The sequence below is a fragment of the Micromonospora sp. WMMD558 genome (assembly GCF_049315255.1).
GTDB lineage: Bacteria > Actinomycetota > Actinomycetes > Mycobacteriales > Micromonosporaceae > Micromonospora.
On record NZ_CP186061.1, the window covers coordinates 2,201,186 to 2,226,207 of the forward strand.

The 25,022-nt window shown below is 74.7% G+C and carries 20 protein-coding genes and 1 pseudogene; 15 read left to right on the plus strand and 6 right to left on the minus strand.

The features are described 5' to 3' along the window. The first annotated feature begins 252 nt into the window (after nt 1-252). The 6 genes from ACN26Y_RS10750 to ACN26Y_RS10775 all read left to right on the plus strand — a co-directional run bounded on the left by ACN26Y_RS10750 (nt 253) and on the right by ACN26Y_RS10775 (nt 5,807). The gene (locus tag ACN26Y_RS10750; protein WP_155330160.1) at nt 253-1,458 is read left to right on the plus strand and encodes a substrate-binding domain-containing protein; all 1,206 of its coding nucleotides are present in this window, start codon (nt 253-255) and stop codon (nt 1,456-1,458) included. A 5-nt stretch (nt 1,459-1,463) separates the two neighbouring features. Next, nucleotides 1,464-2,207 (plus strand): ABC transporter ATP-binding protein, encoded by a 744-nt coding sequence (locus ACN26Y_RS10755; RefSeq protein WP_155330161.1) that lies wholly within the window; start codon nt 1,464-1,466, stop codon nt 2,205-2,207. Next, nucleotides 2,204-2,932, plus strand: coding sequence for an ABC transporter ATP-binding protein (locus tag ACN26Y_RS10760; protein ID WP_155330162.1), 729 nt, complete (start codon nt 2,204-2,206; stop codon nt 2,930-2,932). The genes ACN26Y_RS10755 and ACN26Y_RS10760 overlap by 4 nt, the downstream gene beginning before the upstream one ends. Further along, the gene (locus ACN26Y_RS10765; protein WP_155330163.1) at nt 2,932-3,822 is read left to right on the plus strand and encodes a branched-chain amino acid ABC transporter permease; all 891 of its coding nucleotides are present in this window, start codon (nt 2,932-2,934) and stop codon (nt 3,820-3,822) included. The genes ACN26Y_RS10760 and ACN26Y_RS10765 overlap by 1 nt, the downstream gene beginning before the upstream one ends. After that, nucleotides 3,819-4,946, plus strand: a complete 1,128-nt coding sequence (locus tag ACN26Y_RS10770; protein WP_422734678.1) for a branched-chain amino acid ABC transporter permease — start codon at nt 3,819-3,821, stop codon at nt 4,944-4,946. Before ACN26Y_RS10765 ends, ACN26Y_RS10770 begins: the two co-directional genes overlap by 4 nt. Before the next feature lie 114 nt (nt 4,947-5,060). Next, nucleotides 5,061-5,807 (plus strand): SDR family NAD(P)-dependent oxidoreductase, encoded by a 747-nt coding sequence (locus tag ACN26Y_RS10775; protein ID WP_422734679.1) that lies wholly within the window; start codon nt 5,061-5,063, stop codon nt 5,805-5,807. Nucleotides 5,808-5,896: 89 nt separating this feature from the next. Here ACN26Y_RS10775 and ACN26Y_RS10780 read toward each other — a convergent pair whose 3' ends face one another. Then, nucleotides 5,897-6,703 carry a hypothetical protein gene (locus ACN26Y_RS10780; protein ID WP_155330166.1) on the minus strand — a complete coding sequence of 269 codons (807 nt, stop codon included), beginning with the start codon at nt 6,701-6,703 and terminating at the stop codon, nt 5,897-5,899. Between the two features lie 145 nt (nt 6,704-6,848). On the opposite strand from ACN26Y_RS10780, the gene ACN26Y_RS10785 reads away from it, so the two are divergent. From ACN26Y_RS10785 to ACN26Y_RS10795, 3 genes are all read left to right on the plus strand, one after another. Further along, nucleotides 6,849-8,558, plus strand: coding sequence for an AfsR/SARP family transcriptional regulator (locus ACN26Y_RS10785; protein WP_155330167.1), 1,710 nt, complete (start codon nt 6,849-6,851; stop codon nt 8,556-8,558). A 41-nt stretch (nt 8,559-8,599) separates the two neighbouring features. After that, a complete protein-coding gene (locus ACN26Y_RS10790) occupies nt 8,600-10,711 on the plus strand; it encodes a DEAD/DEAH box helicase (protein WP_422734680.1) in 2,112 nt (703 codons plus the stop codon). A 122-nt stretch (nt 10,712-10,833) separates the two neighbouring features. Beyond that, nucleotides 10,834-11,784 carry a hypothetical protein gene (locus tag ACN26Y_RS10795; protein WP_155330169.1) on the plus strand — a complete coding sequence of 317 codons (951 nt, stop codon included), beginning with the start codon at nt 10,834-10,836 and terminating at the stop codon, nt 11,782-11,784. A 25-nt stretch (nt 11,785-11,809) separates the two neighbouring features. Here the strand turns inward: ACN26Y_RS10795 and ACN26Y_RS10800 are convergent, their stop codons facing one another. The 3 genes from ACN26Y_RS10800 to ACN26Y_RS10810 all read right to left on the minus strand — a co-directional run bounded on the left by ACN26Y_RS10800 (nt 11,810) and on the right by ACN26Y_RS10810 (nt 15,435). Then, complete coding sequence (locus ACN26Y_RS10800; protein WP_155330170.1) at nt 11,810-12,226, minus strand: helix-turn-helix domain-containing protein; 417 nt, start codon at nt 12,224-12,226, stop codon at nt 11,810-11,812. 141 nt (nt 12,227-12,367) lie between these two features. Continuing rightward, on the minus strand, nt 12,368-13,555 hold the full coding sequence (locus ACN26Y_RS10805) for a class I SAM-dependent methyltransferase (protein WP_155330171.1): 1,188 nt from the start codon (nt 13,553-13,555) through the stop codon (nt 12,368-12,370). Nucleotides 13,556-13,782: 227 nt separating this feature from the next. Beyond that, entirely contained in the window at nt 13,783-15,435 is a 1,653-nt protein-coding gene (locus tag ACN26Y_RS10810; protein WP_155330172.1) for a DEAD/DEAH box helicase, read from the minus strand. 297 nt (nt 15,436-15,732) lie between these two features. Between ACN26Y_RS10810 and ACN26Y_RS10815 the strand changes: the two genes are divergently transcribed. Further along, a complete protein-coding gene (locus ACN26Y_RS10815) occupies nt 15,733-16,425 on the plus strand; it encodes a ferritin-like fold-containing protein (RefSeq protein ID WP_230688953.1) in 693 nt (230 codons plus the stop codon). Between the two features lie 81 nt (nt 16,426-16,506). Here ACN26Y_RS10815 and ACN26Y_RS10820 read toward each other — a convergent pair whose 3' ends face one another. Beyond that, a complete protein-coding gene (locus ACN26Y_RS10820; RefSeq protein WP_155330173.1) occupies nt 16,507-16,734 on the minus strand; it encodes a DUF3107 domain-containing protein in 228 nt (75 codons plus the stop codon). A 64-nt stretch (nt 16,735-16,798) separates the two neighbouring features. Next, nucleotides 16,799-17,437 carry a TetR/AcrR family transcriptional regulator gene (locus tag ACN26Y_RS10825; RefSeq protein WP_155330174.1) on the minus strand — a complete coding sequence of 213 codons (639 nt, stop codon included), beginning with the start codon at nt 17,435-17,437 and terminating at the stop codon, nt 16,799-16,801. A gap of 1,453 nt (nt 17,438-18,890) precedes the next feature. On the opposite strand from ACN26Y_RS10825, the pseudogene ACN26Y_RS10830 reads away from it, so the two are divergent. From ACN26Y_RS10830 to moeZ, 5 genes and pseudogenes are all read left to right on the plus strand, one after another. Further along, nucleotides 18,891-20,579 (plus strand): annotated as a pseudogene (locus ACN26Y_RS10830) (hypothetical protein); the annotation flags it as partial. Nucleotides 20,580-20,629: 50 nt separating this feature from the next. Further along, nucleotides 20,630-21,604, plus strand: a complete 975-nt coding sequence (locus ACN26Y_RS10835) for an alpha/beta fold hydrolase (RefSeq protein ID WP_155330176.1) — start codon at nt 20,630-20,632, stop codon at nt 21,602-21,604. 380 nt (nt 21,605-21,984) lie between these two features. Beyond that, entirely contained in the window at nt 21,985-22,767 is a 783-nt protein-coding gene (locus ACN26Y_RS10840; protein ID WP_155330177.1) for a DUF3152 domain-containing protein, read from the plus strand. A 69-nt stretch (nt 22,768-22,836) separates the two neighbouring features. Further along, nucleotides 22,837-23,631: a DUF3152 domain-containing protein gene (locus ACN26Y_RS10845; protein ID WP_155330178.1), complete on the plus strand. Its 795-nt coding sequence runs from the start codon at nt 22,837-22,839 to the stop codon at nt 23,629-23,631. A gap of 69 nt (nt 23,632-23,700) precedes the next feature. Next, a complete protein-coding gene (gene moeZ, locus ACN26Y_RS10850) occupies nt 23,701-24,921 on the plus strand; it encodes an adenylyltransferase/sulfurtransferase MoeZ (protein ID WP_196255833.1) in 1,221 nt (406 codons plus the stop codon). The last annotated feature ends 101 nt before the right edge of the window (nt 24,922-25,022 follow it).

Genomic DNA, 25,022 nt, shown 5'->3' on the forward strand with positions numbered 1-25,022 from the left:
GGACGCGAAGCCGGAACGCGAGGCCGGAACGCGAAGCTTGGTGGCGGGGGGCGACACAGGGCCGACCGACACCGTGGCGGTGGCGGCCATCGCCCCGGCGGGCCGTCACTGCCGGTCGGGCGGCGCTGTCACCGGGGGCCATCCATCCCCTGTTACTTGTGTGTTTCCGCCACATAGCCCGTGGGTGACGTCACTTCTAGCGTGAGCCGACAAACAAGTTCCCCTTCCTCCGAGTCCTCACGTGGAGTCGCAATGACGGTCCGGACGACGCGGCGGGTGTTCCTCTCCGCCGCCACGATGATGGCGGCGGCGCTCGCCGCCACGGCCTGTGGTAGCCCGCAGGAAACCGCCTCCGGTGGCGGCGACAGCGCCGCGCCGGTGAAGGTTGGCCTGGTGTACTCCCAGTCGGGAGCGCTGGCCAGCTACGGAAAGCAGTACATCGAGGGGTTCAAGGCCGGTCTCGACTTCGCCACCAAGGGCACCAACAAGGTCGGTGACCGGGCCGTCGAGCTGACCGAGGTCGACGACGCCGGTGACCCGGCGAAGGCCGTCAACGCCGCCAAGGACCTGATCGGCAAGGGACACAAGATCATCGCCGGGTCGACCGCGTCCGGCGTGGCCCTCCAGGTCGCCCCGATCGCCGCCCAGAACAAGGTGCTGTTCATCTCCGGGCCCGCCGCCACCGACGGCGTGACCGGCGCGAACAAGTACACGTTCCGCTCGGGCCGGCAGTCGTACCAGGACGTGGTGACCGCGAAGTCGTTCATCGGCGACCCGGCGGGCAAGAAGGTGGTCGTCTTCGCGCAGGACGGCGCGTTCGGCGACGCCAACGAGGCGGCCGTCAAGGCGGTCATCGGCGGCGCCGGCGCCACCGTCAGCAGCGTACGGGCCCCCGCCAGCGCGACCGAGTTCACGCCGTTCGCCAGCCAGATCAAGGCCGCCAAGCCGGACCTGCTCTTCGTCGCCTGGGCCGGCACCACCGCCCCGGCGATGTGGCAGACCCTCGACCAGCAGGGCGTGCTGACCTCCACCACGGTCGTCACCGGTCTGGACATCCGCGCCTCGTGGCCCACCTTCGGTGCCGCCGGCAGCAAGATCTCCTTCCTGTCGCACTACTTCGACGGGGCCACCGACAACGAGGCCACCAAGGCCGCCAAGGCGAAGATCCCCGGCGGCACCCTGGACCTGTTCCACCCGGACGGGTTCCACGCCGCGCAGATGGTCGTCCGCGCCATCGAAGAGGGCGGCGACGACGTCGAGAAGATGGTCACCGCCCTGGAGGGGTGGAGCTTCGAGGGCGTCAAGGGGCAGCTGACCATCCGCAAGGAGGACCACGCCCTGCTCCAGCCGATGTTCCAGGCGAAGCTCTCCGGCAGCGGCCAGGCGTTCACCGCCACCGCGCAGAAGAGCCTCACCGGTGACGAGACCGCGCCGCCGGTCGTGGCGATGAAGGGCTGACCGGAATGCTCGCCACCCGCGGTCTGACCTGGCGGATCGGTGAGGTCGCCATCGTCGACGGCGTCTACCTCGACCTGGCGCCCGGGGAGTTCCTCGGCGTCATCGGGCCCAACGGCGCCGGCAAGACCTCACTGTTCAACCTGATCACCGGCCTGCGCCGGGCCACGGAAGGTCGGGTCACCCTCGACGGGCAGGACATCAGCACCCTCCCGCCGTACAAGCGGGCCCGCCTCGGGCTCGGCCGTACCTTCCAGGCGTCCTCGGTCTTCGGTTCGCTCAGCGTGCGGGAGAACGTCCGGCTCGCCGTGCAGGCGTACCGCGGGGGCTCGATGAAGCTGTGGCGGCGGGCGGCGGCCGACCGGGAGGTCGCCGCCGCCGCCGACGCGGCGCTCGACCGGGTGGGCCTCGCCCACCGGGGTACGGCGCTCGCCGGCACCCTCGCCCACGGCGAGAAGCGCAAGCTGGAGATCGCCCTGCTGCTCGCCGGTGAACCCCGGGTGATGCTGCTCGACGAGCCGATGGCCGGGGTCAGCGCCGAGGACGTGCCCGAGCTGGTGCAGGTGATCCGGTCGCTGACCGGCGACAGCGGCCGCTCGGTGCTGATGGTCGAGCACCACATGGACGTGATCCTGGAACTGGCCGACCGGATCGCCGTGATGCACCACGGCGCGCTGCTGGCCTGCGACACCCCGGAGACGGTCATGGCCAACCCGACGGTGCAAGAGGCCTACCTGGGGGAGTCGCTGTGACCGAGCCGATCCTCAGCGTGGAGAACCTGTCGGTCCGGATCTCCGGGCTGCACATCCTCCAAGGGGTGTCCTTCACGGTCGCCCCGACCGGCGTCACGGTGCTGCTCGGGCGGAACGGCGTCGGCAAGACCACCACGCTCCGCGCCGTCGTCGGGCTCACCCCGCGGGCGGGCGAGGTGCGCGGCACCATCCGGATGGGCGCGCAGAGCCTGCTGGCCCGGCCCACCCACCGGCTGGTCCGCGGTGGGCTCGGCTACGTGCCGGAGGACCGCTGCGTCTTCGCCGGACTCACGGTCGCCGAGAACCTGCGGCTCGCCGAGCGGCGGGGCACCACCCCGGCGTACGACCGGGTGTACGCGCTCTTCCCCGAGCTGGACCGGCGCGGCCGGCAGCGGGCCGGCTCGCTCTCCGGCGGGCAGCAGCAGATGCTGGCGATCGGCCGTGTGCTGCTCAACGACAACGGGCTGCTGCTGATCGACGAACCGACCAAGGGCCTCGCGCCGAAGGTCGTGACCGAGGTGGCCGAGGTGCTGGAACGGGTCGCCGAGTCGGTGCCGGTGCTGCTGGTCGAGCAGAACCTGGCCGTGGTGCGCCGGCTCGCCCGGGACGCGGTGGTGCTCGCCGCCGGCAAGGTGGCCTGGACCGGCGACGCCCAGGAACTGCTGATGGAGACCGGCCTGACGAAGTCCCTGCTCGGGGTCGGCTCCGCGGAGGTGCATCACTAGTGGACACGATCATCCTGTTGACGCTGACCGGGCTCGGCCTGGCGGCGCTCTACTTCCTGGTCGCCTCCGGCCTGTCCCTGGTCTTCGGCCTGGCCGACGTGCTCAACTTCGCGCACGGGCTGTTCCTCGGCGTCGGCGCGTACGCGACCTGGTGGGCGGCCGGCAACCTGCCCGGCGCCGGCGGGGACGGGTTCGGCTTCGTCGTCGCGGTCGCCTTCGGCGTGGCCGCCGGCACCCTGGTCGCGGTCCTGGTCGAGCTGGTGCTGATCCGGCCGCTGTACTCCCGCACCATCGAGCAGGTCCTGGTCACCGTCGGCCTCTCGCTGGCCGGGGTGGCACTGCTCCAGGCGACGTGGGGTGCCGACCCGCGCACCTTCCCGCGCCCCGAGTGGACCCGGCAGGTCACCAACGTGCTCGGGGCCAACGTCCCCAACGGCGGCCTCCTGCTGATCATCGCGGCGGTGCTGGTCCTCGGCGCGATCCTGGCCTTCCTCCGCTGGACCCGCTACGGCCTGGTGATCCGGGCCGGCGTGGAGAACCGGGAAATGGTCACCGCGCTCGGCATCGACGTACGGAAGGCGTTCACGCTGGTCTTCGCGATCGGCGGGGCGGCCGCCGCGCTGGCCGGTGCGCTCGGCAGCGTCTACTTCGGCACCGTCTCACCCGGGCAGGGCGGCTCGCTGCTGATCTTCGCGTTCATCGTGGTGGTGATCGGCGGCATGGGCTCGGTCGTCGGGTCCGCGTACGCGGCCGTCGCGGTGGGGCTGCTGCAACAGTTCGTCAACTACTACGGCACCTCCGGGCTGGGCGACATCTGCGTGGTCGGGCTGCTCGCCGTGGTGCTGCTGCTGCGCCCGCAGGGCATCGCCGGAAAGGTGGCAACGGCATGACCGAGGTCAAGAGTCCGGAGGTTCCGGCGCCCCCGGCGGCGGTGCCGTCCGAGCTGACACCCACCGGCGGCCGCTGGAGTCGGGTACGCCCGTTCCTGCCGCTGGTCGCGCTGGCCGTGGCGCTGACCCTGCCGTACTCGACGCTGCACCTGCCCGGGATCTTCGAGGGCGCGCTGAACGAGCCGGGCACCCTGCAACTGCTCGCCCTCTGCCTGGTCTTCGGCGGGCTCGCCGCCGGCTACGACCTGCTGTTCGGGCGGACCGGGATGCTCTCCTTCGGGCACGCCCTCTACTTCGCCGCCGGTGTCTACGGCACCGACATCCTGGTCACCAAGGCCGGGCTGCCGCTGTGGCAGGCCGCGCTGTTCACGATCGCCGGCGGCACGATCCTCGCCGCGCTGATCGGCGCGGTGGCGCTGCGGACCGTCGGCATCGCGTTCGCCATGGTCACGCTGGCCTTCGCCCAGGTCGGCGCGATCCTGGTGGCCCGCGACTTCGGCGGGCTGACCGGCGGCGAGGAGGGCCTGCCGCTGGACGTCTCCGGGGTGCCGGAGGCGCTGGTCGGGGTGACGAACACGGCCAACCTGTACTGGCTGGCGCTGGCGTACCTGGCCGTCGTGGTGTTCGTGGTGCACCGGGTGAGCGGCTCGCCGACCGGGCGGGTGCTCGCCGGGCTGCGTGACGACGAGCGGCGGGTCGGTGTGCTCGGGCTCGACCCGTACCGGTTCAAGCTGGTGGCGTTCACGCTGGCCGGCGGGCTCGCGGCGGCCGGCGGCGTGGTCTACTGCCTGATCGTCGGCGGCGCCTCCCCGCACATCACGTCCAGCGAGCTGACCCTGTCGCTGCTGGTCATGGTGGTGCTCGGCGGGCCGGGCACCCGGTGGGGGCCGGTGCTCGGCGGCATCCTCTACATGTACCTGGACCACCGGCTGGTCGCCTTCGGCACCAGCGAGGCGGTGGACGCCCTCCCGGCGTTCCTCAGCCGGCCCCTGTCCCAGCCGCTGTTCGTGCTGGGCACGGTGTTCATCCTGGCCGTGTACTTCTTCCCCGGCGGCCTGGCCAGCCTCGCCCCCCGCCTGGCCCTCCTGCGCACCTCCCTCCGGATGCCCTCCCGGCGCCGCTGACCCGAACAGCGCACCGGGACCACCCGTCGATCATGAAGTTATTGTTGCGCCACGCCGTGTGTCTGGGCGATAACTTCATGATCGGCGGGTTTCGGCGGGTGGGGAGGGTGACGTATGGGTGAGCGGCTTGCGGTCGTCAGCGGTGGCGGGACCGGGATCGGGGCCGCCGTTGCCCGGGTCCTGGCCACCGACGGGTTTGACGTGGTTGTCGTCGGGCGGCGGAAGGACGTGCTGACGGACACCGCCGAGCGGATCTCCTGGGACATCGGTCGTCCCCGTGCCGTCCGGCCCGTGGTCGCCGACCTGACCGACCCGGCGCAGGTGTCCGGGGTGGTCGAGGCGGTCGCCGACCGGGCGGTGGACGCGGTCGTCAACAACGCCGGGGGATACCTCGGCGGCGACACCGGCGGCCTGGCCGGGACCGCCGCGCACTGGCGGGCGAACCTCGACGCCAACGTGCTCACCGCGGTCCTGCTCACCGAGGCGCTGCGGCCGGCCCTGCGCCGCCCGGGCGGGCGGGTGGTCCTGGTCAGCTCGATCGCCGCACAGCGGGGCGGCGGCGGGCCGTACTCGGCGGCGAAGGCGGCGCTGCACGGCTGGGCGTACGACCTGGCGGCGCAACTCGGGCCGGACCAGATCACGGTCAACGTGGTCAGCCCCGGTTACGTCGCCGACACCGAGTTCTTCGGCGACCGGATGACCCCGGAGGGGCACGCCAAGCGGGTGGCGGCCACCCTGGTCGGCCGGGCGGGCACGCCCGACGACATCGCCGAGGCGGTCCGCTACCTGGCCGGCCCCGCCGCCGGCTACGTCACCGGTCAGGTCCTCGGCGTCAACGGCGGGTCCGTCCTCGGCCGCTGAGGCGGGACGGACGAGGGCCGCGGCCCCGTTCGGCCGCGGCCCCGTACGCCCGCGGCCCCCCGTGTGGCCGCGGCCCGGTGCGCCGTGGGTCAGCTGTTGAACATCTCGTAGGCCGACGCCGGCGCCGCCTTCGCGCCCTCGGGCGCGGTGATCGCCGGCGCCTTGCCGAAGTCGTAGTACTTCACGACGAACTTCAGCGCCTTCTGCTTGCCGGCGGCCGGAATGTCGAGGGTGAGCGAATTCAGGTTGCCGTCCGGCCCCACCACCGCGGTGAACGGCACGGCCTTCGCGGCGTCCCCGAGCGCGGCGACGTCGACGCTGTCCATGGCGTCGGCCGCCTCCTGGCCGGACAGGTCGACCGTCCCGGTGTACGTCCCGTCGGCCTGCTTCTCGACGGTGGTGGCGGTGGCGAGGATCGGGCGGGCGTTGCCCGGGTCCGCGCCCTCGTAGCCGGGCACGGCCTCCGAGTCGGTGAGCTTCGCCTTGTCCAGCTCCATCCAGTTCTTCGGGAGCTTGAGCAGGGTGTGCAGCTCCTCCGACCCACCGAAGTCCACCTTCACCCAGGACTGCTGGTCGACGAAGCGGAAGGACATCTTCATCGTGAAGCCGGCCTCGGCGTCCTTCTCGGTGACATTCAGTTCGATGCCCTTGCTGGCCGGGTCGACGGAGCCGGTGACCGTGCCGTCCGCGTCGGTGCCGCTGAAGAGGAACGCCGGGTCCTTCTCGTCGGGCACGGCGGCCAGCAGGTCGGCCTTGGGGTCGGGCGACGGGGACGGCGCCGCCGAACCCCCGTCCTTGCCGGTGCACCCGGCCAGCAGAGCCGTGGCGGCCAGCATGGCGGTCGCGCCGGTGACGGCCCGCCGGGCCAGGGCCGCGGTGCCGGTTCGCTGCGTCATCAGATGATCTCTTTCTCGTACGGGGCCGTTGCCAGGGCCGATACTGGCACGACTCCGCTGCCGGGCCACTGCCGCTATGCTGCCGTCCGACTGCCGCACGCTGTCATCAGGCGCGCGGCCGGGGTGGTCAGGAGCGGGGACTCGCATGTCAGGGGCGCTGCGCTTCGCGCTTCTCGGCCCTCAACGGGCCTGGTACGCCGACCGCGAGCTCGACCTCGGTCCGAGCAAGCGGCGTGCGGTGCTGGCTGTGCTCCTGCTCGCCGCCGGCCGGCCCGTGTCCACGACGCAGATCGTCGATGCCGTCTGGCCGGACGATCCGCCCGCGAACGGCCCGAACGTGGTGCAGAAGTACGTCGCCGGGCTGCGCCGGATCCTGGAGCCGGAGCGGTCGCCCCGCACCCCCGGGCAGGTGCTCGCGCTGACCGACGCCGGCTACGTCCTGCACGTGTCCCCGGATTCGCTCGACGCCGTCCGCTTCGAGCAGGCCGTACGCCGGGCGGAGCGGCACCGGGAGGCGGGCCGGCCGACGGACGCGCTGGCCGAGCTGAGCGCCGCCCTGGAGCTGTGGCGGGGCGAGCCCTTCACCGGCTTCGCCGGGCCGTTCTTCGAGGCGGCACGGCAGCGGTACGTCGAACTGCGGGCGACCGCCCTGGAGAGCTGGGCCGAGCTGGAACTGGACCAGGGCCGGCACCGGGAGCTGGTCGGCCCGCTCGTGGAGCTGGCGGGGGAGTTCCCGGTGCGGGAGCGGCTGCGCCGGCAGCTGATGCTGGCCCTGTACCGCAGCGGCCGGCAGGCCGAGGCGCTCGCGGCGTACCGCGACTTCGACGAACTGCTCCGGGACGGGTACGGCATCGAGCCGGGCGAGCAGTTGCGGGAGCTGCACCGGCGCGTCCTGTCCGCGGACCCGGCGCTGCTGCCGGCGCCGGACCCCGGGCCGGTCGCGGCGGACGCTCCGGCCCCGCCGGCCGAAACCGTGGCCGCGCCACCCGCCGCCACCGCGCCAGCCGAGCCGCCCGCCCGCAACGCACCCCCTGCTCCGCCGCCGGCATCCGCCGCTATCCCGTCCGGCACCGGTCCCGCACCACCGCTGCCGGGGTACGGGCCGCCGGGACTCCTCCCGCCTCCGCCGATCCTGCCGCCCCGGCGGAGGCGCTGGCCGGCTGAGCCGGCTCCCCGGTGGCTGGCCAACCTGGCGACCACCCTCGGAACGCTGCTCGTCCTGGTGTCACTCGGGTTCATCACCTGGCTGATCGTGTTCGTGTACGCGGTGTGGCGGCAGAGCGGGCGACTCGCACTCGCCGGGGTCGGCTACCTCGTCGTCCTCGTCGGTTTCATCGTGGTGCTGGAGAACATGAACCCGGATCCCGAGGCCGAGCTCACCGACTTCGAGGGCTTCTACATCCTGGGGTTCCTGCTCTCCTGCTGGGCTGCCGGTGCCTTGCACGTGGTCCTGCTCAACCGGCGGGTGTGGGCGCTGGTCACCGGCGGCAGCCGGGCCGGCCGGGCCGCCGAGAAACGCCGGCTCCGCCGGGAACACGCCCGTCTCCTGCTCCACTACCATCCGGCGGCCCGCGACGAGCTGCGCATCGGCCGGCCGGACCTGCCGCGGACCTTCGACGACGGCGGGCTGATCGACGTCAACTCGGTGTCCGAGGCGGTGCTCGCCGACCTGCCGGGCCTGACGACGGACCAGTGCCGGCAGGTCGCGGTGGACCGCTGGCTGCGGGGTCCGTACGGCTCGGTCGAGGAGCTGGCCGGCCGGTGCATGCTGCCGCCGGCGTCCACCGAACGGCTTCGCGACGTCCTGCTGTTCCTTCCGCCGAACCCCGCGCAGCACCAGCCGGCCGCGCCGTGACGCCGTACGCCCCGATCACCCGACGCTGGTAGAAATGCCGGATGAGCCAGGAGCGGACGGCGGTACGCGAGCGGGCCGAGGCGGTGCTGCGGCAGCTTGCCGGGGAGCACGCCCGGCTCCGGGAGGACCAGTGGCGGGCGATCGAGGCGCTGGTCGTCGACCGGCGGCGGGTGCTCTGCGTCCAGCGCACCGGGTGGGGCAAGTCGGCCGTCTACTTCGTGGCCACCGCGCTGCTGCGGGAGACCGGTGAGCACGGTCCCACGGTGATCGTGTCCCCGCTGCTGGCGTTGATGCGCAACCAGGTCGAGTCGGCCGCCCGGGCCGGCATCCGCGCCCGGACGATCAACTCCGCGAACCTCGACGAGTGGGACGAGATCGTCGCCGAGATCCACGCGGGGACGGTGGACGTCCTGCTGATCAGCCCGGAACGGCTGAACAACCCCGACTTCCGGGACACGGTGCTCCCGAAGCTGGCGGCCACCACCGGGCTGCTGGTCGTGGACGAGGCGCACTGCGTCTCCGACTGGGGGCACGACTTCCGCCCGGACTACCGGCGGCTGCGGACCTTCCTCGGCAACCTGCCGTCCGGCACGCCGGTACTGGCGACGACGGCGACCGCCAACGCCCGGGTGACCCAGGACGTCGCCGAGCAACTCGGCGACGCCCTGGTTCTGCGGGGCAGCCTGGACCGGGAGTCGCTGCGGCTCGGTGTGGTCGACCTGCCCGGCCCGGCGCACCGGCTGGCCTGGCTCGCCGACCACCTCGACGAGCTGCCCGGCTCCGGCATCGTCTACACGCTGACCGTCGCGGCGGCGGGGGAGACCGCCGACTTCCTGCGCTCCCGGGGCTACCCGGTGGCCTCGTACACCGGGCAGGCCGAGGACGCGGACCGCCGCGCCGCCGAGCAGGACCTGCTCGACAACAAGATCAAGGCGCTGGTCGCCACCAGCGCGCTGGGAATGGGCTTCGACAAGCCGGACCTCGGCTTCGTCGTGCACCTCGGCGCACCACCGTCGCCCATCGCGTACTACCAGCAGGTCGGCCGCGCCGGCCGCGCCGTCGCGCACGCGGAGGTGCTGCTGCTCCCCGGCGCCGAGGACGCGGCCATCTGGCGGTACTTCGCCTCGCTCGCCTTCCCGCCGGAGGACCAGGTGCGGTCCGTGCTCGCCGCCCTGTCCACCGACCGGCCGCTCTCCACGCAGGCCCTGGAGCCGGTCGTCGACCTGCGCCGGGCGCGGCTGGAGCTGATGCTCAAGGTTCTGGACGTCGACGGCGCGGTCCGCCGGGTGCGCGGCGGGTGGCTCGCCACCGGCGAGCCGTGGAGCTACGACGAGGCCCGGTTGCGGCGCGTCGCCGCCGCGCGCACCGCCGAGCAGGCGGCGATGCGGGAGTACGCGACCACACCCGGCTGCCGCCTGCGCTACCTGCGGGAATGCCTGGACGATGCCGGCGCGTCCGACTGTGGCCGGTGCGACCGGTGCGCGGAACCGATCTTCTCCGTCGACGTCTCCGGGCCCGCGCTGAGCGCCGCGCAGGCTTTCCTCGGCCGCCCCGGCGTCGAGGTCCCGCCGAAGAAGCTCTGGCCGACCGGGCTGGAGGCGGTCGGCGTACCCGTCAAGGGCCGCATCGCCCCCGCGGAGCAGGCGCTGCCGGGCCGGGCGGTCGGGCGCCTGTCCGACCTCGGCTGGGGTGGCCGCCTGCGCGAACTGGTCGGGCCGGACGCCGTGGACGTCGACGTCCCGGAGGACGTGGCCGCCGCCGTGGTCGAGGTGCTGAAGGCGTGGGCGCACGGCGACGCTCCCTGGCCGCGCCGGCCGGCGGCGGTGGTCGCGGTCGGATCGCGCCGCCGGCCCCGGCTGGTCGGCTCGCTCGCCGGCCGGATCGCCACGGTGGGGCGGCTGCCGCTGCTCGGCAGCGTCGCCGTGACCGCGCCGGGAGGCCCGCGCGGGAACAGCGCCCAGCGGGTACGCGCCCTGCACGGCGCGGTGACCGTGCCGCCGGATCTGGCCGGCGCCCTCGCCGGGCTGGACGGGCCGGTGCTGCTCGTCGACGACCTGGTCGACTCGGGTTGGACGCTGACCATGGTCGCCCGCGAACTGCGCCGCGCCGGAGCCCCGGACGTGCTGCCGCTCGCCCTGGCCGTCGCGGGCTGAGCCGCCGGCCGGCGGTCGGTCGAGGAGGCTGGGAAGTTCCCGGGCCCGGCGGATTGCGACGGTCGCCACGCCCGGCGGGCACCCGCCCGCCGGCGCGCGTCGCCGACGGTAGCGTGGGCGGTATGACCGGTCAGCCGCCGCCCGACGCCCCGCGCGCTGACCGCGTCTCCGCCCTTCCCGACCGGAGCACCCTGCGGCTGGCGCTGGTGGTGGGCGGGCTGATCCTCGCCGTCCTGCTCGGGTTCGGCCTCGGCCGGGCCGGCGGCGGCGACCCCACCGCGGCGGTCGGCTACGGCAGCGCGCTGGCCGACCACACCCACGCACCCGGCACCGGGGCGCACGAACACGGCGCCGACCAGGGCCTGGCGGCGGAGGCCACCGGGTTGTCGGTCAGCGCCGCCGGCTACACCATCGCCCCGTCGGCCGTGGACCTCGTCGCCGGCCGTCCCGGCGAGCTGAGGTTCCAGATCCGCGACGCGCAGCGCCGCCCGGTGACCCGCTTCGCCGTGGTGCACGACAAGCCGCTGCACCTCATCGTGGTGCGCCGTGACCTCACCGGTTACCAGCACCTGCACCCCGCGATGGCGGCCGACGGCACCTGGTCGGTGCCGCTGACGCTGCCGCAGCCGGGCGTCTGGCGCGCGTACGCCGACTTCACCGCCCTCGCCGACGACGGACGACAGACGGCGGTGACCCTGGGGACCGACCTGGTCGCCGCCGGTGACTACGAGCCGCGCCCACTCCCGGCGGCGACCACGTCGACCACCGTGGGCGGGTTCACCGTCGCCTACCAGGGCACCCCGCAGTCCACCGTGTCGGTGCCGCTGACCTTCCGGATCACCGGTGAGGGTGGCCGACCCGCGACGCTGGAGCGGTACCTCGGCGCGTACGGGCACCTGGTCGCGCTCCGCGAGGGAGACCTCGGATACCTGCACGTCCACCCGGAGCCGGCCCTGGTCGACGGGGCGGTGCGGTTCTGGGTGACCGTGCCCGGCGCCGGGCGGTACCGCCTCTACCTGGACTTCCAGGTGGCCGGAGTGGTGCGGACCGCCGAGTTCACGCTCGACGCCTGACCGGGGGCGCGGCCCCGCCGGTCCGTCAGCCGACCCGGCGGATCGGGCGGCGGGCCAGGTACCGCAGCAGGTCCCGGATGTGGTGCTTCTCCTCGGCCGGCACGGTCGGGTCGGCAAGTCGCTGGAGGATCACCCGGACGTCCGCCTCGACCGGCCCGTCGTCGCTGCGGCGGCGGGGCGCGGGGCCGGCGTCCGGCAGGCCGAGCGCACGGAAGGCGGCCGCGACCGGCAGGTCGAGCGCGGCGCAGAACCCGCGCACCTTGGCCAGCTCGGGGTAGTCCTGCCAGTCACCGGCGAGCCAGCGGAAGACGGTCGAGCGACCGACACCCGTGTGGGACGCCAGGTCGGTGACGGTCCACCCCCGCTCCTCCCGGGCGTCGTCGATGGCGCGCCGCACGAAGCGCGCGAACGCCGCCTGCGGCGATACCTCTACCGAAGCCATTCCAGCGGGTCTTCCCTCCCGGCCGGGCACCTGACGGTGCGTGGTTCGAGGGTAGTACGGCTCGCGGCGGAAGCAATTGACTGATCGACCAGACCGTCCCGTGGACGGGACCGTACCCGCGGCGCGGAGTTCGTCCGGGCGTCAGCCCGCGGCCACCCCGGCGGTGCCGCCGGTGGCGTCGCCCCCCGGGCCGCCGAGCAGGGTCGCCAGCCTCGGCGTGACGCCCCACTGGTCGACCAGCGCCCGGTACTCCGCCCGCTGCGCGCCGGTCGGTGCCGCGCCGGTGCGGCGTGCCCGGATCAGCAGGTTCCGCGGCGTGTGCCGCGAGTCGACGAACTCCACCACCTCGGCCCGGTAGCCGTGCAACCGCAGCAGCCCCGCCCGCACCGCGTCGGTCAGCACGTCCGCGAAGCGCTCCCGGAGGATGCCCTGCCGGGTCAGGAGGTCGTACGGCGGCGGTGCCGGCCGGGAGCGCAACTGCGCCGCGACGTCGTGGTGGCAGCACGGCGCCGCGAGCACCCAGCGGGCTCCCCAACGCACCGCCCTCGCGAGCGCCTCGTCGGTGGCCGTGTCGCAGGCGTGCAGCGCCAGCACCAGATCCGGAGCGGGCTCGACCGCCGCGTCGGCGATTGTGCCCGCGACGAAACGCACCCGGTCCGCCCAGCCCAGCCGCTGTGCCAGCGCGGTGTTGCGCTGCCGCTGGTCCTCGCGGACGTCCACGCCGACCAGGTGCACGTCGAGCCCCCGCCGGGTCAGCCACCGGTACGCGGCGAATGTCAGGTACGCGTTCCCGCACCCCAGGTCCACCACCCGCAGCGGGCCGGGCAGATCGTCGGGCAGCGTCGCGGCGAGCGCCCGCAGGAAGGCGTCCACCTGACGTCGCTTCGCCGCCGATCCGCCGATCTCGGCGAAGATGGGGTCACCGGGGTCCAGCAGGTAGTCCTTCGCCCGGTCGTGTCCGGCCGGCTCGGTCGGCGAGCCGGAGTTGGCCGCGCGGTGCACCTGCGCCTCCCCGGACTTCGTGACCCGCAGTTGCAATGTCGTCCGCACGGTCTCCACGTGCCAGTTGCCGAACGGCTCGGCGAGCAGCGCGTCCACGGCCGCGTCCGCGTCGCCGCCGGGCGCGACGTTGCGGGTGTAGGGCCGGCTGCCGTCGGAGGTGGCGATCTGGAGGCGTGGACCGGCCTTGAGGGTGACGGGCCGCAGCTCCGCCCGGACCACCGAGGGGCGCTGCCCGCGCCGCCGGCCCGCGGCCACCGCCCGCGTCAGCCCGGGGTCGAGCAGCAGCGCCCGCACCTCGGCGAGCGCGGCGTCCAGTGGCTCCGGCATGGGTTGATCCTTCCCGGTCGTGCCCGGCGGCGACGCACTGATGTGCCCCGCACTGCCCTTTGCTCTGCTTCAACGGACGCACCGGAAAGCGGCGCGTTCCGGTGCGTGGGTTGAAGCAGAGCAAAGGAGGCCGACCGGGTGGTCGACGGCGGCCCGGGCTGTGTCTTCCTGAGCGCGCGACGTCCCCCGCTCGGCGAACGAGGCGGGGGACGTCGGACGTGCGCGTGTCAGTCGGCGGTCGCCTCGGCCGGCGTACCCCCGCCGGAACCACCGCCACCGCGGCGGCGCCGGCGGCGGCGCGGCTTCGCCGACGCGCTGCCCTCGGCGGCGGCCGTCTCCGGCTCGGTGCCGCCCTCGGTGGAGATCACCGCGGTCGGCTCGCCCGCGACCACCTCGCCCGCCCGGCGGCGCCGGCGGCGACGCGGGCTGCGCTCCTCGGCGGCGTCGTCGGCCGGCGCGTCCGTGGTCGACGCGACGGCTGCCTCCCCGCCCCGGCCGCGGCGGGGCTCCCGGCCGCGGCCCTCGCCGCGCCGCGAGCCCCGGCCGTCGCCCCGGCGGGACCGGCCGCCGAGGTCCTCCTCGACCTCGGCCGCGAGCCCCGCGCGGGTGCGCTCGGCGGTCGGCAGGGTGCCGGTGACGTCGGTGGAGATGCCCAGGTCGGTGTAGAGGTGCGCAGAGGTGTGGTACGTCTCCGGCGGCTCGGCCATGTCCAGGCCCAGCGTCTTGTCGATGATCCGCCAGCGGGGCATGTCGTCCCAGTCGACGAAGGTCACCGCGACGCCGGTCGCACCTGCCCGGCCGGTCCGACCGATCCGGTGGGTGTAGGTGTCCTGGTCCTCGGGGCAGTCGTAGTTGATGACGTGGGTGACGCCGGTGACGTCGATGCCCCGGGCCGCGACGTCGGTGGCGACCAGCGTGTCGATCTTGCCGGCGCGGAAGGCGCGCAGCGCCCGCTCGCGGGCGCCCTGCCCGAGGTCGCCGTGCACGGCGGCAACGGCGAAGCCACGGAAGTCCAGATCCTCCGCGACCCGGTCGGCGGCCCGCTTGGTGCGGGTGAAGATCATGGTCAGCCCGCGACCCTCGGCCTGGAGGATCCGCGCCACGATCTCGATCTTGTTCATCGAGTGGGTGCGGTACGCCAGCTGCTGGGTCTGCGGCGACGGGCCGGTCTCGGCGGTGTGCCCGGCGTGGATCGTCACCGGACGGCGCAGGAAGCGCCGGGACAGCGCGACGATCGGGTCCGGCATGGTGGCCGAGAAGAGCATCGTCTGCCGGTCCTCCGGCAGCATCGCCAGGATCTTCTCGACGTCGTCGAGGAAGCCCAGGTCGAGCATCCGGTCGGCCTCGTCGAGGACCAGCGCGCGCACCCGGTCGAGCCGCAGGTGCTTCTGCTTCTGCAGGTCCATCAGGCGACCGGGGGTGCCGACGAGGATCTCCACGCCCTTGCGGAGCGCGTCGATCTGCGGCTCGTACGCCACACCACCGTAGATCGGCAGCACGCGGACGCCCCGGCTGCTGCCGGCGGCCTGGAGATCCTTGGCGACCTGGATGCCCAGCTCGCGGGTCGGGACCACGACGAGTGCCTGCGGGACGCCGTCGCCGCCCTCGGTGGGCGCGAACACGCGCTCCAGCAGTGGTACGCCGAAGCCGAGGGTCTTGCCGGTGCCGGTGGGCGCCTGGCCGATCAGGTCGGCGCCGCGCAGCGCGATCGGCAGCGCGTACTCCTGGATGGCGAAGGCGCGGGTGATGCCGGCCGCGGCCAGCGCGTCGACGGTCTCCTGACGCGCGCCCAGCTCGGCGAAAGTGGGTGCCTCCGGGCGTACCGGGGCGGTGGGGGCCAACTCGTGGCCGTCCATCAGTTCTTGCGTCAGCTCGCTCATATGGATGTGGGGGTGCCCTCTCGTGGGTGCGCCCCGTTTAGTCCTCAGGGCGCGGACGGTATGGCGCGGGCCACACGGTCGGCGGCGGATCTGCCGCGCGGGACCGGGCCGCACGCGCGCCGTGGACCGGCTGCGACCAGATCGAACATCGGTCGGCGCCCACGGCAACTGCTCCAGTCTACCTGAACAGCGTTGACCCCGTCCTGATTCCTCGGCGGCCGTGCCGCCTGCCGAAACGGACACCTGTGACGGCACTCACATCAACGGCGATTCGCCGCCGGGCGGTACCCTGCGCTGGTGTCCGCCCCAAGCGAACCCGCACCGACTCCGACCGGCCCGGCCGGCGGCGTCGTGACCGATCCCGCGCTCGTCGACCTGCTCGGCCTGGTGGCCTTCGGTGAGCTGCTCGCCTTCGAGCGGATGGCCGCCGACGCCCGGCTGGCTCCCGACCTGCGCCGACGGGCGGCGTTGGGCGAGATGGCCGCCGCGGAGATCCGCAACTACCGGCGGCTCGCCGACCGGCTGGGCGACCTCAGCGTGCTGCCCGACGACGCGATGGCGGTCTACGTGGAGCCGTTGCAGGCGTACCACGACTCGACCGAGCCGAGGGACTGGGCCGAGGCGGTGACCAAGGCGTACGTCGGAGACGGCATCACCGACGACTTCATCCGGGAGATCGCCGGGGCGCTGGCCGAGCCGGACCGGGGGCTCGTGCTGGAGGTGCTGCACGAGTCGCGCTACGCGGACTTCGCCGCCGCCGAGATCCGCGCGGCCATCGAGGCCGACCCCCGGGTCGCCAACCGGCTCTCCATGTGGGCGCGTCGGCTGGTCGGTGAGGCGCTGTCGCAGGCCGGTCGGGTCGCGTCCGCCGACCGGGGGGCGTTGACCGCGCTCATCGCGCGGGGGGAGCAGGTGGACGTGCAGGGCCTGTTCCGCAGGTTGACCGCCGCCCACACCGCCCGCATGGGCGCCGTCGGACTCAACAACTGACCGGGGACGCCGCGGCAGGTGACCGGCACGTGCCGCGGCGTCGGACCGCGTCGACGGGTGTGGGGCGGGTGCGCCCGCGGCTCAGCGGACGGTGAACCCGACGGCCCGGGGGGACGCCTCGGCGATCTCCACGTAGGCGACCTTGTCTACCGGCACGATGACCCGCCGGCCCTTCTCGTCGGTGAGGGAGAGCGTGCCGCCGTTGCCGGCGATGGCGTCGGTCACGATCTGCTCGATCTCGGCCGGCGACTGCGCGCTCTCCAGAACCAGCTCGCGCGGCGCGTACTGCACGCCGATCTTGACCTCCACAGTGCCTCCTCAACTGGGGCGAATATGCCGCCCTGCGAAGGCTATCCGATCACGCGGGCGGCGGTCAGGCTGACTCACCTTGCAGCGGGAAGCTCGCGATGCCCCGCCAGGAGAGCGCGGCGACCAGCGCCTCGGCCTCCGCCTTGGCCACCTGCCGGCCGCTGGCCAGCCAGAACTGCGCGGCGGTCTCGGCCGCACCGACCAGCCCGGACGCGAGCAGCTCGGCGTGCGACCGGCTCACACCGGTGTCCGAGATGATCGTGTCGGTGATGGCCGCGATGCAGCCCTGCTCGACCCGCTCGACCCGCTGGCGCACGGCCGGGTCGTTGCGCAGGTCCGACTCGAAGACGAGGCGGAACGCCTCGCTCTCGTGGTCGACGAAGTCGAAGTACGCGCGGACCGAGGCGCTGACCCGCTCCTTGTTGTCGGTGGTGCCGCGCATCGCGTCCTGCACCTTCGCCACGATGGCGTCGCAGTGCGTGTCGAGCAGCGCCAGGTAGAGCTCCATCTTGCCGGGGAAGTGCTGGTAGAGCACCGGCTTGGAGACCCCCGCGCGCTCGGCGATGTCGTCCATCGCGGCCGCGTGGTAGCCCTGCGCGACGAACACCTCCTGCGCGGCGGCGAGCAGCTGCTTGCGGCGCGCGGAACGGGGCAGGCGGGTGGGCCGGCCGGCGGTCTGTGCACTGTTCCCCACAGCGGTCATGGGAGCCTCCGAGTTCTTCGTACGAGCCGGCATTTCACCCGAACCGGTCGGGGCTGTTCGCCCGTCGCGGAATTGGCCCGCCGCTGTAACTTATCGCCACTCTCACCACACGGTAGCCTCAGCGGGGGCGACCAAGGAGCGCGCGGTGAGTGAAGCAGGGCAACCCGGTGCCGCCACCCCGGGAGAGCACGGCGACGGGACCGGTCCGCAGGAGGACCAGTCCCGCTCCGGCGGCGGATGGGTGCCCCCGGCGGCCGGTTGGCCCCCGGAACCGGCCGCGCCCTGGCGTCGGTCCGACCCGACCCCGGGATGGGCCACCTCCTCCCCCCAACACGGTGACCTGCCCGCTCCGGTGCCCGGCACGTCCGGTGCCGCGCCGCGCCCGCACGCCAACGGCCACCGGGCCAACGGCTACCCGCACGCCCCCGCCGAGGCGCCGTCCGCCCGCCAGTCCCCGGTCAGCGCCCCGCCCGGCCTCTCCGGCGACCCACGCCGGGACACCGACGGGGACCGTCTGGTGGTGCCGGCCCCGCGTCCCGCGCCCGCCGTCGAGCAGTCCTCCGGGCCGGCCGAGCCGGAGCCCAATCCGGCACGGCACGCCACCGAGGAGCCGCCGACGACGCGCGCGTCCCGGTGGGCCGAGCCCGGGCTGCCGACGTCGGCGCCGCCCGCCGTGCAGGTCCCGCCGGTCGGCACGGCCGCCAGCGGCTTCGAGGTGCCGCCCGGCCTCCACGCGCCGACGGCCGACCGGTCACCGGAGCCGCCGTCCACCCGGGACGAGGCGCGCGGCTGGGACCCGGCGTACCCGCCCGGGCCGGCGCCGCACGACCCGCGTGCGTTCCCGCCGCCCACCGAGCCCCGGCCCGGCGACCGCGCCGAGCAGCCGCCCACCGGTGACCGCGCCTTCGGCGAGGGTCCGGCGAGCCGCGCCGCGGCCGACGGTCCGGCCGCCGGCGGGGGACCGGCCTACGACGCCGACCGCGCGCGGGCCGGCTGGGAGTCCGGCGACCGGGTGTCCGGCATCGACCGCGGGCCCGGCAGCGACGCCGACGCAGGTCCGACCAGCTCACCGTTCGGCGCGCCGGCCCGCCCGGCGGAGCCGGGATCGGCCCCGGTGACGGACCGCCGGGCACCGCTCGCCGAGCCGGAGTGGTCCGGTCCGAGCTGGAACCAGCCGAGCTGGGGGAACGAGTGGGCGCCCCCGTGGGCACGGGTGGAACCGGAGGCGGCCGGTCGCCGGGCCCGCGACCGCTCCGAGCCGGCCGGACACGACGAGCCGGGTGACCGCTGGGAGCCGTCCGGTCGCCGAATCCGCGACGAGGCCGAGACGTTGTCGTCGGCTCCCGGGACGCCCGGCCGCCGGGCCCGGGACGAAGCCGAGACGTCGGCTCCCGAGGCGCCCGGCCGCCGGGCCCGGGACCAGGCTGAGCCGGTGCCGTTCCGCCCAGGTCCGGAGTCGTCCGGCCGGCGGGCCCGCCCGGAACCCGAGACCCGCGACGCGGAGCCCGGCGCCGGTCGCCGCGCGCGCGACGAGCGGCCCGCCTGGGCTGCCGAGCCGCAGCGGGCGTACGAACCGGTCCGTGCCGACGCGTACCCCGCACCCGCCGAATCGGGCCGCGGCCCCGACATCCGGCCGGTGTACGAGCCGCCCGCCGGCCGGGCGCCGGCGACCCCCCCGGCCCCACCGGCCGACCGGTCCGCCTGGGCGCCGGAGCGGCCGGCCAGCGCGCCCCCCGCCGCCGCGGCCGCGGGCACCCCTGACGGGGATGACGCCACGCTGGAGAGCCGCCGGCCGTTCCGCCTCCGCCCGGAAGCCCCCGCGCCGGCGGATCAGCCCGCCACCGCACCGAAGGCCGCCGGCCCCGCCACGAGTCCCGCCGCCGAGCCCGCCACGAGCGGCGCCGGTGGCCGCGACCGCATCCCCACCGCGCCCGCCCCGACGAGCGCACCCCCCTACGCGGCCCGCCGATCCGCCCCGGAGCCGGCACCGACGGCCGGGCCGGTCGGCGACGACCGGCTGCCGGACCCTGCGTCGGCGGTGTTGCCGCAGCGCGTCCCCGCCGAGCCGGACGTGCCCGTCGTGCCGGAGCCGCCAGCCGTGGAGCCACCCGCCGAGACCCCGGAACTCGCCCGCATCGCCACCCACCTCCGCCGCGACGACGAGCCGGCCCCGCTGCGCGACCGGCCCGAGGGCTTCGACGTGGACGCCATCCTCGACGCCGTGCGCGGAGTGGCGGGCGTCCGCGACGCCGAGTTGCGCCGCACCCAGGCCGGCGCGCACAGCCTCCGCCTCGACCTCGCCGACGGTGCCGACCCCGCCGAGGTGAGCCGGCACGTCGCCCGGCTCCTCCAGGAGCGGATGGGCCTCGCCGCCGCCCCGCAGAACGTGCCCGGGGTGCCCGCCGAGCCGGCACCTCCGGTCCGCCGGCGGTCCGCCGAGCGGTCCGCCGCCGAGCCCCGGACCGCCGAGTCGCGGGTGCCCCGCCCGCCGGCCGGGCGGGACGCCCTGCCGTCGCGGTCCGAGCGGCCGGAGGCGGCCCTGCCGGAAACCCCGCGCCGACGCCGGCAGTCCAGCGGGCCGCACCGGGGCCGGGCCACCGTCGACGAGCCGGGTTCGGTCGCCGCGCCGGCCGCGCCCACCGGCAGCCCGGCGACCGTCGGGACGTCGTACACCGGAGGCCAGGTCACCACGACGGAGGCGGCGCCGTCCCGGCCGCTGGACACCGGCGGCCGGCCGGGCCCGCGGGTGGTCATCGACCACGTGCAGGTCAGCACGTTCGGGCTCGACGCCACGGTGGAGGTGCGGCTGACGACCGCCGGCGCGCCCGCTGCCGGGTACGCGACCGGCCCGGCCGTCGACGGGTACGTGCTGCGCCTGTGCGCGGTGGCCGCCGCCGCGGCGGTCGACGAGCTGCTGCGCGGGTCCGGGCCCGAGTCGGGCCCGGGGCGCTGCTTCGTGGAGCACGCGGCCGTGGTGCCGTTCGGCAACTGCGAGGTGGCCACGGTGGTGGTGCTGCTCGTCTGCGACGGCTGGGTCGAGCAGCTCGCCGGCTCAGCGCTGGTCGCCGGCGACCCGCGCCAGGCCGTCGTCCGGGCGACCCTGGCCGCGGTGAACCGCCGCCTCGAGGCGCTGCTCGCCTGACCGCCGCCGGATGCGCTGCCGGTCGCCGTGACCACGGGCAGACTGGAGCGATGAAGCGCGCCACCCTCTGGCCGGACGACGTGCTTCCCGAGCACTCCGTCCCGCCCCCCTGGCCCGGTCGCGAGGTACGCCTCGACGGCACCGTCACGTACGTCCGGGAGACTCCGGCGACCGCGCCCGGTGCGGAGCCGGCGCTGTACGTCCACGGCCTCGGCGGCTCCTCGCAGAACTGGACCGACCTGGCCGGCCTGCTCGCCCACCGGCTGGACGGGCAGGCCATCGACCTGCCGGGCTTCGGCCGCAGCGAGCCGGGCCGTCGCTACACGGTTCCCTCGTTCGCGCAGCGGGTGGTCCGCTGGATCGAGCACTCCGGCCGTGGCCCGGTGCACCTGTTCGGCAACTCGCTGGGCGGCGCGATCTCGGTGCAGGTGGCGGCGGCACGCCCGGACCTGGTCCGGACGCTGACCCTGATCTCACCCGCCCTGCCGTTCCTCGACTTCCGGCGATCGTTGCAGGGCCGGATGCTGCCGCTGTTGGCGATCCCCCGGGGCGAGCGGCTGGCCGCCTGGCGGCTGGCGCAGCTGGCGCCCGAGGTGATGGCCCAGCAGGTGATCGAGGCGTGCGTCGCCGATGTGAGCCGGATCAGCGAGCAGCGCCGCCGGGAGGCGCTGGAGGAGATCCGGGTCCGCTACGAGGCCGCCCACTACGCCGCCGCGTACGTCCGGACGTTCCGAGGGCTGGTCTCCTGCTTCCTGCGGTCCTACCTGCCCGGCTCCGGGTCGATGTGGCGGCTGGCCGGCATGGTGCGGGCGCCGACGCTGGTCATCGGTGGCCGGCACGACCGCCTGGTGGACGTGCGGGTCGCGCCGCAGGCCGCCCGCGCCATCCCGGACAGCCGGCTGCTCATGCTGGACGGGGTCGGTCACGTCGCCCAGCTCGAGGTGCCGCGCCTGGTCGCCCGCGCTGTCCTGCCGCTGCTCGCCGAAACGGGGGACTCCGCGAAGCGGCCCGACATGGCAGGCTGAGCGGGATGCCCTCCGCCCGTGGTACCGCCAGCTCATCGACGCACGCTCGTGCCCCCGCCGTCCAGCCGGGCACTCGGGGCGGCCGGGCCGCCGTGCCGCCCCCGGTGTCGACCGGCGGTCGCGCGACCGGGCCGGCCGGCCGCCGGACGCCCCCGCCGGCTGGTGGCCGGGCGACCCCGGCTGAGGGCCGGGTGACATCGGCCGGTGGTCGGGGGATCCCGGCTGCGGGCCGGACCGGGCGTCCGCCCGCCCAGCGCGCCGGTGGTCGTGCCGGGACCTCGGCGGGTGCCGGAGGCCGTACGCCGTCCCGCCCGCCGGCCGGCGCGGTCCGTGGCCGGCACCGGCGCCGGAGCAGGCGGGCCCGGCGGGTGCTGGAGGCGATGGTTCTCGTGCTGGCGGTCGTCGCGGCGGTGGCGGTGGTCACCGACCAGCGCGGTGCCGATGTCGGCGCGGAGGTGGTCGCCGCGCCGACGCCGGTCCCGTCGGTGGCACCCACGTCGGCGGCACCCAGCCCGGCACCGACGACGGTGGCGGCGGAGCCGACGGCGCGTCCGGTGTTCCAGATCCCGGGGCCGGTGCCGTCGGCCGGGCAGGGCACCTTCGGGTACGACGATCGCACCGGGCCGCTGCTCGGCGAGGCGGGCACGCTGCGCCGGTACCGGGTCGCCGTGGAGAACGGGGCGCAGGAGGACGTGGCAGAGTTCGCCGCCACCGTCGGGGAGGCGCTCGCCGGGCCGGGGAGCTGGGTCGACGGTGGCCGGCTGCGGCTGCAGCAGGTGCCGGGCGACGCCGCCGCCGACTTCACCGTCTACCTGGCCACCGCGCAGACGGCCGGCCGGATGTGTCTCGCGGGTGGGGTGGACATCCGGATCGGTGGGCGCCCGTACACGTCCTGCCGGGCACCCGGGAAGGTCATCATCAACCTGGACCGGTGGCGACTGTCCGTCCCGCACTTCGTCGCGATGAAGGTGCCGCTGCCGGTCTACCGGCTGTACGTGGTGAACCACGAGGTCGGGCACCAGCTGGGCAACCGGCACGAGCGCTGCCCCGGTGCGGGCCGGCCGGCCCCGGTGATGATGCAGCAGACCCTCTTCCTCGACGGCTGCGTCGCGAATCCCTGGCCGTACGTGGATGGGCGGCGGTACACCGGCCCGCCGGTCTGACGTCGACACATCAAAGGCGTTAGCGCGCATTTGTGGGGAATTGCCCGATTATTCTGCGACGCTGGCGTCATGACCGCGCCGTCCTCTTCCGGCCCGTCCGCTCGCCCGCCCCGGCCGGGCCGGGTCCGCATGCGGCGCCGGCGCCGCCGTGCCCTGCGGCTCGGCGTGGTCCTGCTGCTCGCCGCGGCGGCGTCGGTGGCGCTGGTCCGGGCCGCCGAACCGCCGGCGGGCAGCCCGCCCGACCGCACCTCGTACGGGGCTGCCGCCGAGCGGCCGCAGCCGGGCGGCTACCCGCGCGTCGGGGCGGGCAGCTTCGTCACCGCGACCGGCGACACCGACGTCCGGGGCGCCGACGGGCCGCTGCGCCGCTACCGGGTGGCCGTGGAGCGCGACATCGGCCACGACGCCGGCACCTTCGCGGCGACGGTCGACGAGGTGCTCGGCGACTCCCGCAGCTGGATCGGCTCGAGTGAGCTGCGTGTGCAGCGGGTCGAGGACGCGGACCTCGCGGACTTCACCGTCTACCTCGCCACCCCGGACACGTCGGAGCGGATGTGCGCCGAGGGCGGCCTCAGCACCGAGGGCTACACCTCCTGCCGACTGCCCGGCCAGGTGATCATCAACCTGGCCCGCTGGGTGGAGGGGGTACCCGACTACGGGGCGCCGCTCGCCGTGTACCGCAGCTACGTCATCAACCACGAGGTCGGGCACGAGTTCGGGGAGTGGCACGAGGCCTGCCCGGGCCCCGGGGCGCCGGCACCGGTGATGCAGCAGCAGACGTACGGGCTGGACGGCTGCGTCGCCAACCCCTGGCCGTACCTGGACGGCCGGCGGCACGCGGGCGAGCCGGTGCCGGGCACATGAGTTATTCCCGCTCCCGCAGTGCGGACGAGTGTCGCTCCTCATGGCCGACCGGCCGCCCGGCGAGCGACAATGGCCCGGTTCGCCACCGCCGATCCCGGGGAGTCCACCGTGTCGCTGCCCCCGCTCGTCGAGCCCGCCGCCGAGCTGACCGTTGACGAGATCCGCCGCTACTCCCGCCACCTGATCATTCCGGATGTCGGTGTCGAGGGCCAGAAGCGGCTGAAGAACGCCCGGGTGCTCTGCGTCGGCGCGGGTGGCCTCGGCTCCCCGGCCCTGATGTACCTGGCCGCCGCCGGGGTGGGGACGCTCGGCATCATCGACTTCGACACCGTCGACGAGTCCAACCTCCAGCGCCAGATCATCCACGGCGTCTCGGACGTCGGCCGCTCCAAGGCCGAGTCCGCCGCGGCCTCCATCCGGGAGATCAACCCGCTGGTCAACGTGGAGATCCACAACACCGCGCTGGACCGGGACAACGTCCGCGAGATCTTCGCCCAGTACGACCTGATCGTCGACGGCACCGACAACTTCGCGACCCGGTACATGGTCAACGACGCGGCGGTGCTGCTCGGCAAGCCGTACGTGTGGGGGTCGATCTACCGGTTCGACGGCCAGGCGTCGGTGTTCTGGGCCGAGCACGGCCCCTGCTACCGCTGCCTCTACCCGGAGCCCCCGCCGCCCGGCATGGTCCCGTCCTGCGCCGAGGGCGGCGTCCTCGGCGTGCTCTGCGCGTCGATCGGCTCGATCCAGGTCAACGAGGCGATCAAGCTGCTCGCCGGCATCGGCGAGCCGCTGGTGGGCCGGCTGATGGTGTACGACGCCCTGGAGATGACCTACCGCAAGATCAAGGTCCGGAAGGACCCGAACTGCGTTCTGTGCGGCGAGAACCCGACGGTCACCGACCTGCTCGAGGACTACGAGGACTTCTGCGGCGCGGTGTCGGTCGAGGCGCAGGAGGCGGTGGTCGACTCGACCATCACCGCCCTGGAGCTCAAGGAATGGCAGGACGCCGGCAAGGACGTGTTCCTGGTCGACGTCCGGGAGCCGGCCGAGTACGAGATCGTGCGGATCCCCGGCGCGCGCCTGATCCCCAAGGGCGAGATCGTCTCCGGGGAGGCGCTGGCGGAGTTCCCGCAGGACAGGCAGATCGTGCTGCACTGCAAGTCCGGTGTCCGCTCGGCCGAGGCGCTCGCCGCCCTGAAGGCCGCCGGATTCCGGGACGCGGTGCACGTCCAGGGCGGCGTCCTCTCCTGGATCAAGCAGATCGACCCGTCGCTGCCGGCGTACTGACGTAAGGAAGGGCCCCTTCTTAACGCCTGGCGTAGAGGAGGGGCCCCTTCTTAACACGCGGGGCCTCGGTGCGGTGGGCCCGCGTCGGGTGGCCGATTCAC

Excerpts from the sequence above, each read along its gene's own strand:
- ACN26Y_RS10750 (WP_155330160.1), top strand. The coding sequence starts at position 253 with ATGACGGTCCGGACGACGCGGCGGGTGTTCCTCTCCGCCGCCACGATG.
- ACN26Y_RS10755 (WP_155330161.1), top strand. The coding sequence starts at position 1,464 with ATGCTCGCCACCCGCGGTCTGACCTGGCGGATCGGTGAGGTCGCCATC.
- ACN26Y_RS10770 (WP_422734678.1), top strand. The coding sequence starts at position 3,819 with ATGACCGAGGTCAAGAGTCCGGAGGTTCCGGCGCCCCCGGCGGCGGTG.
- ACN26Y_RS10775 (WP_422734679.1), top strand. The coding sequence starts at position 5,061 with ATGGGTGAGCGGCTTGCGGTCGTCAGCGGTGGCGGGACCGGGATCGGG.
- ACN26Y_RS10780 (WP_155330166.1), bottom strand. The coding sequence starts at position 6,703 with ATGACGCAGCGAACCGGCACCGCGGCCCTGGCCCGGCGGGCCGTCACC.
- ACN26Y_RS10785 (WP_155330167.1), top strand. The coding sequence starts at position 6,849 with ATGTCAGGGGCGCTGCGCTTCGCGCTTCTCGGCCCTCAACGGGCCTGG.
- ACN26Y_RS10790 (WP_422734680.1), top strand. The coding sequence starts at position 8,600 with ATGAGCCAGGAGCGGACGGCGGTACGCGAGCGGGCCGAGGCGGTGCTG.
- ACN26Y_RS10795 (WP_155330169.1), top strand. The coding sequence starts at position 10,834 with ATGACCGGTCAGCCGCCGCCCGACGCCCCGCGCGCTGACCGCGTCTCC.
- ACN26Y_RS10800 (WP_155330170.1), bottom strand. The coding sequence starts at position 12,226 with ATGGCTTCGGTAGAGGTATCGCCGCAGGCGGCGTTCGCGCGCTTCGTG.
- ACN26Y_RS10805 (WP_155330171.1), bottom strand. The coding sequence starts at position 13,555 with ATGCCGGAGCCACTGGACGCCGCGCTCGCCGAGGTGCGGGCGCTGCTG.
- ACN26Y_RS10810 (WP_155330172.1), bottom strand. The coding sequence starts at position 15,435 with ATGAGCGAGCTGACGCAAGAACTGATGGACGGCCACGAGTTGGCCCCC.
- ACN26Y_RS10825 (WP_155330174.1), bottom strand. The coding sequence starts at position 17,437 with ATGACCGCTGTGGGGAACAGTGCACAGACCGCCGGCCGGCCCACCCGC.
- ACN26Y_RS10835 (WP_155330176.1), top strand. The coding sequence starts at position 20,630 with ATGAAGCGCGCCACCCTCTGGCCGGACGACGTGCTTCCCGAGCACTCC.
- ACN26Y_RS10840 (WP_155330177.1), top strand. The coding sequence starts at position 21,985 with ATGGTTCTCGTGCTGGCGGTCGTCGCGGCGGTGGCGGTGGTCACCGAC.
- ACN26Y_RS10845 (WP_155330178.1), top strand. The coding sequence starts at position 22,837 with ATGACCGCGCCGTCCTCTTCCGGCCCGTCCGCTCGCCCGCCCCGGCCG.
- moeZ (WP_196255833.1), top strand. The coding sequence starts at position 23,701 with ATGGCCCGGTTCGCCACCGCCGATCCCGGGGAGTCCACCGTGTCGCTG.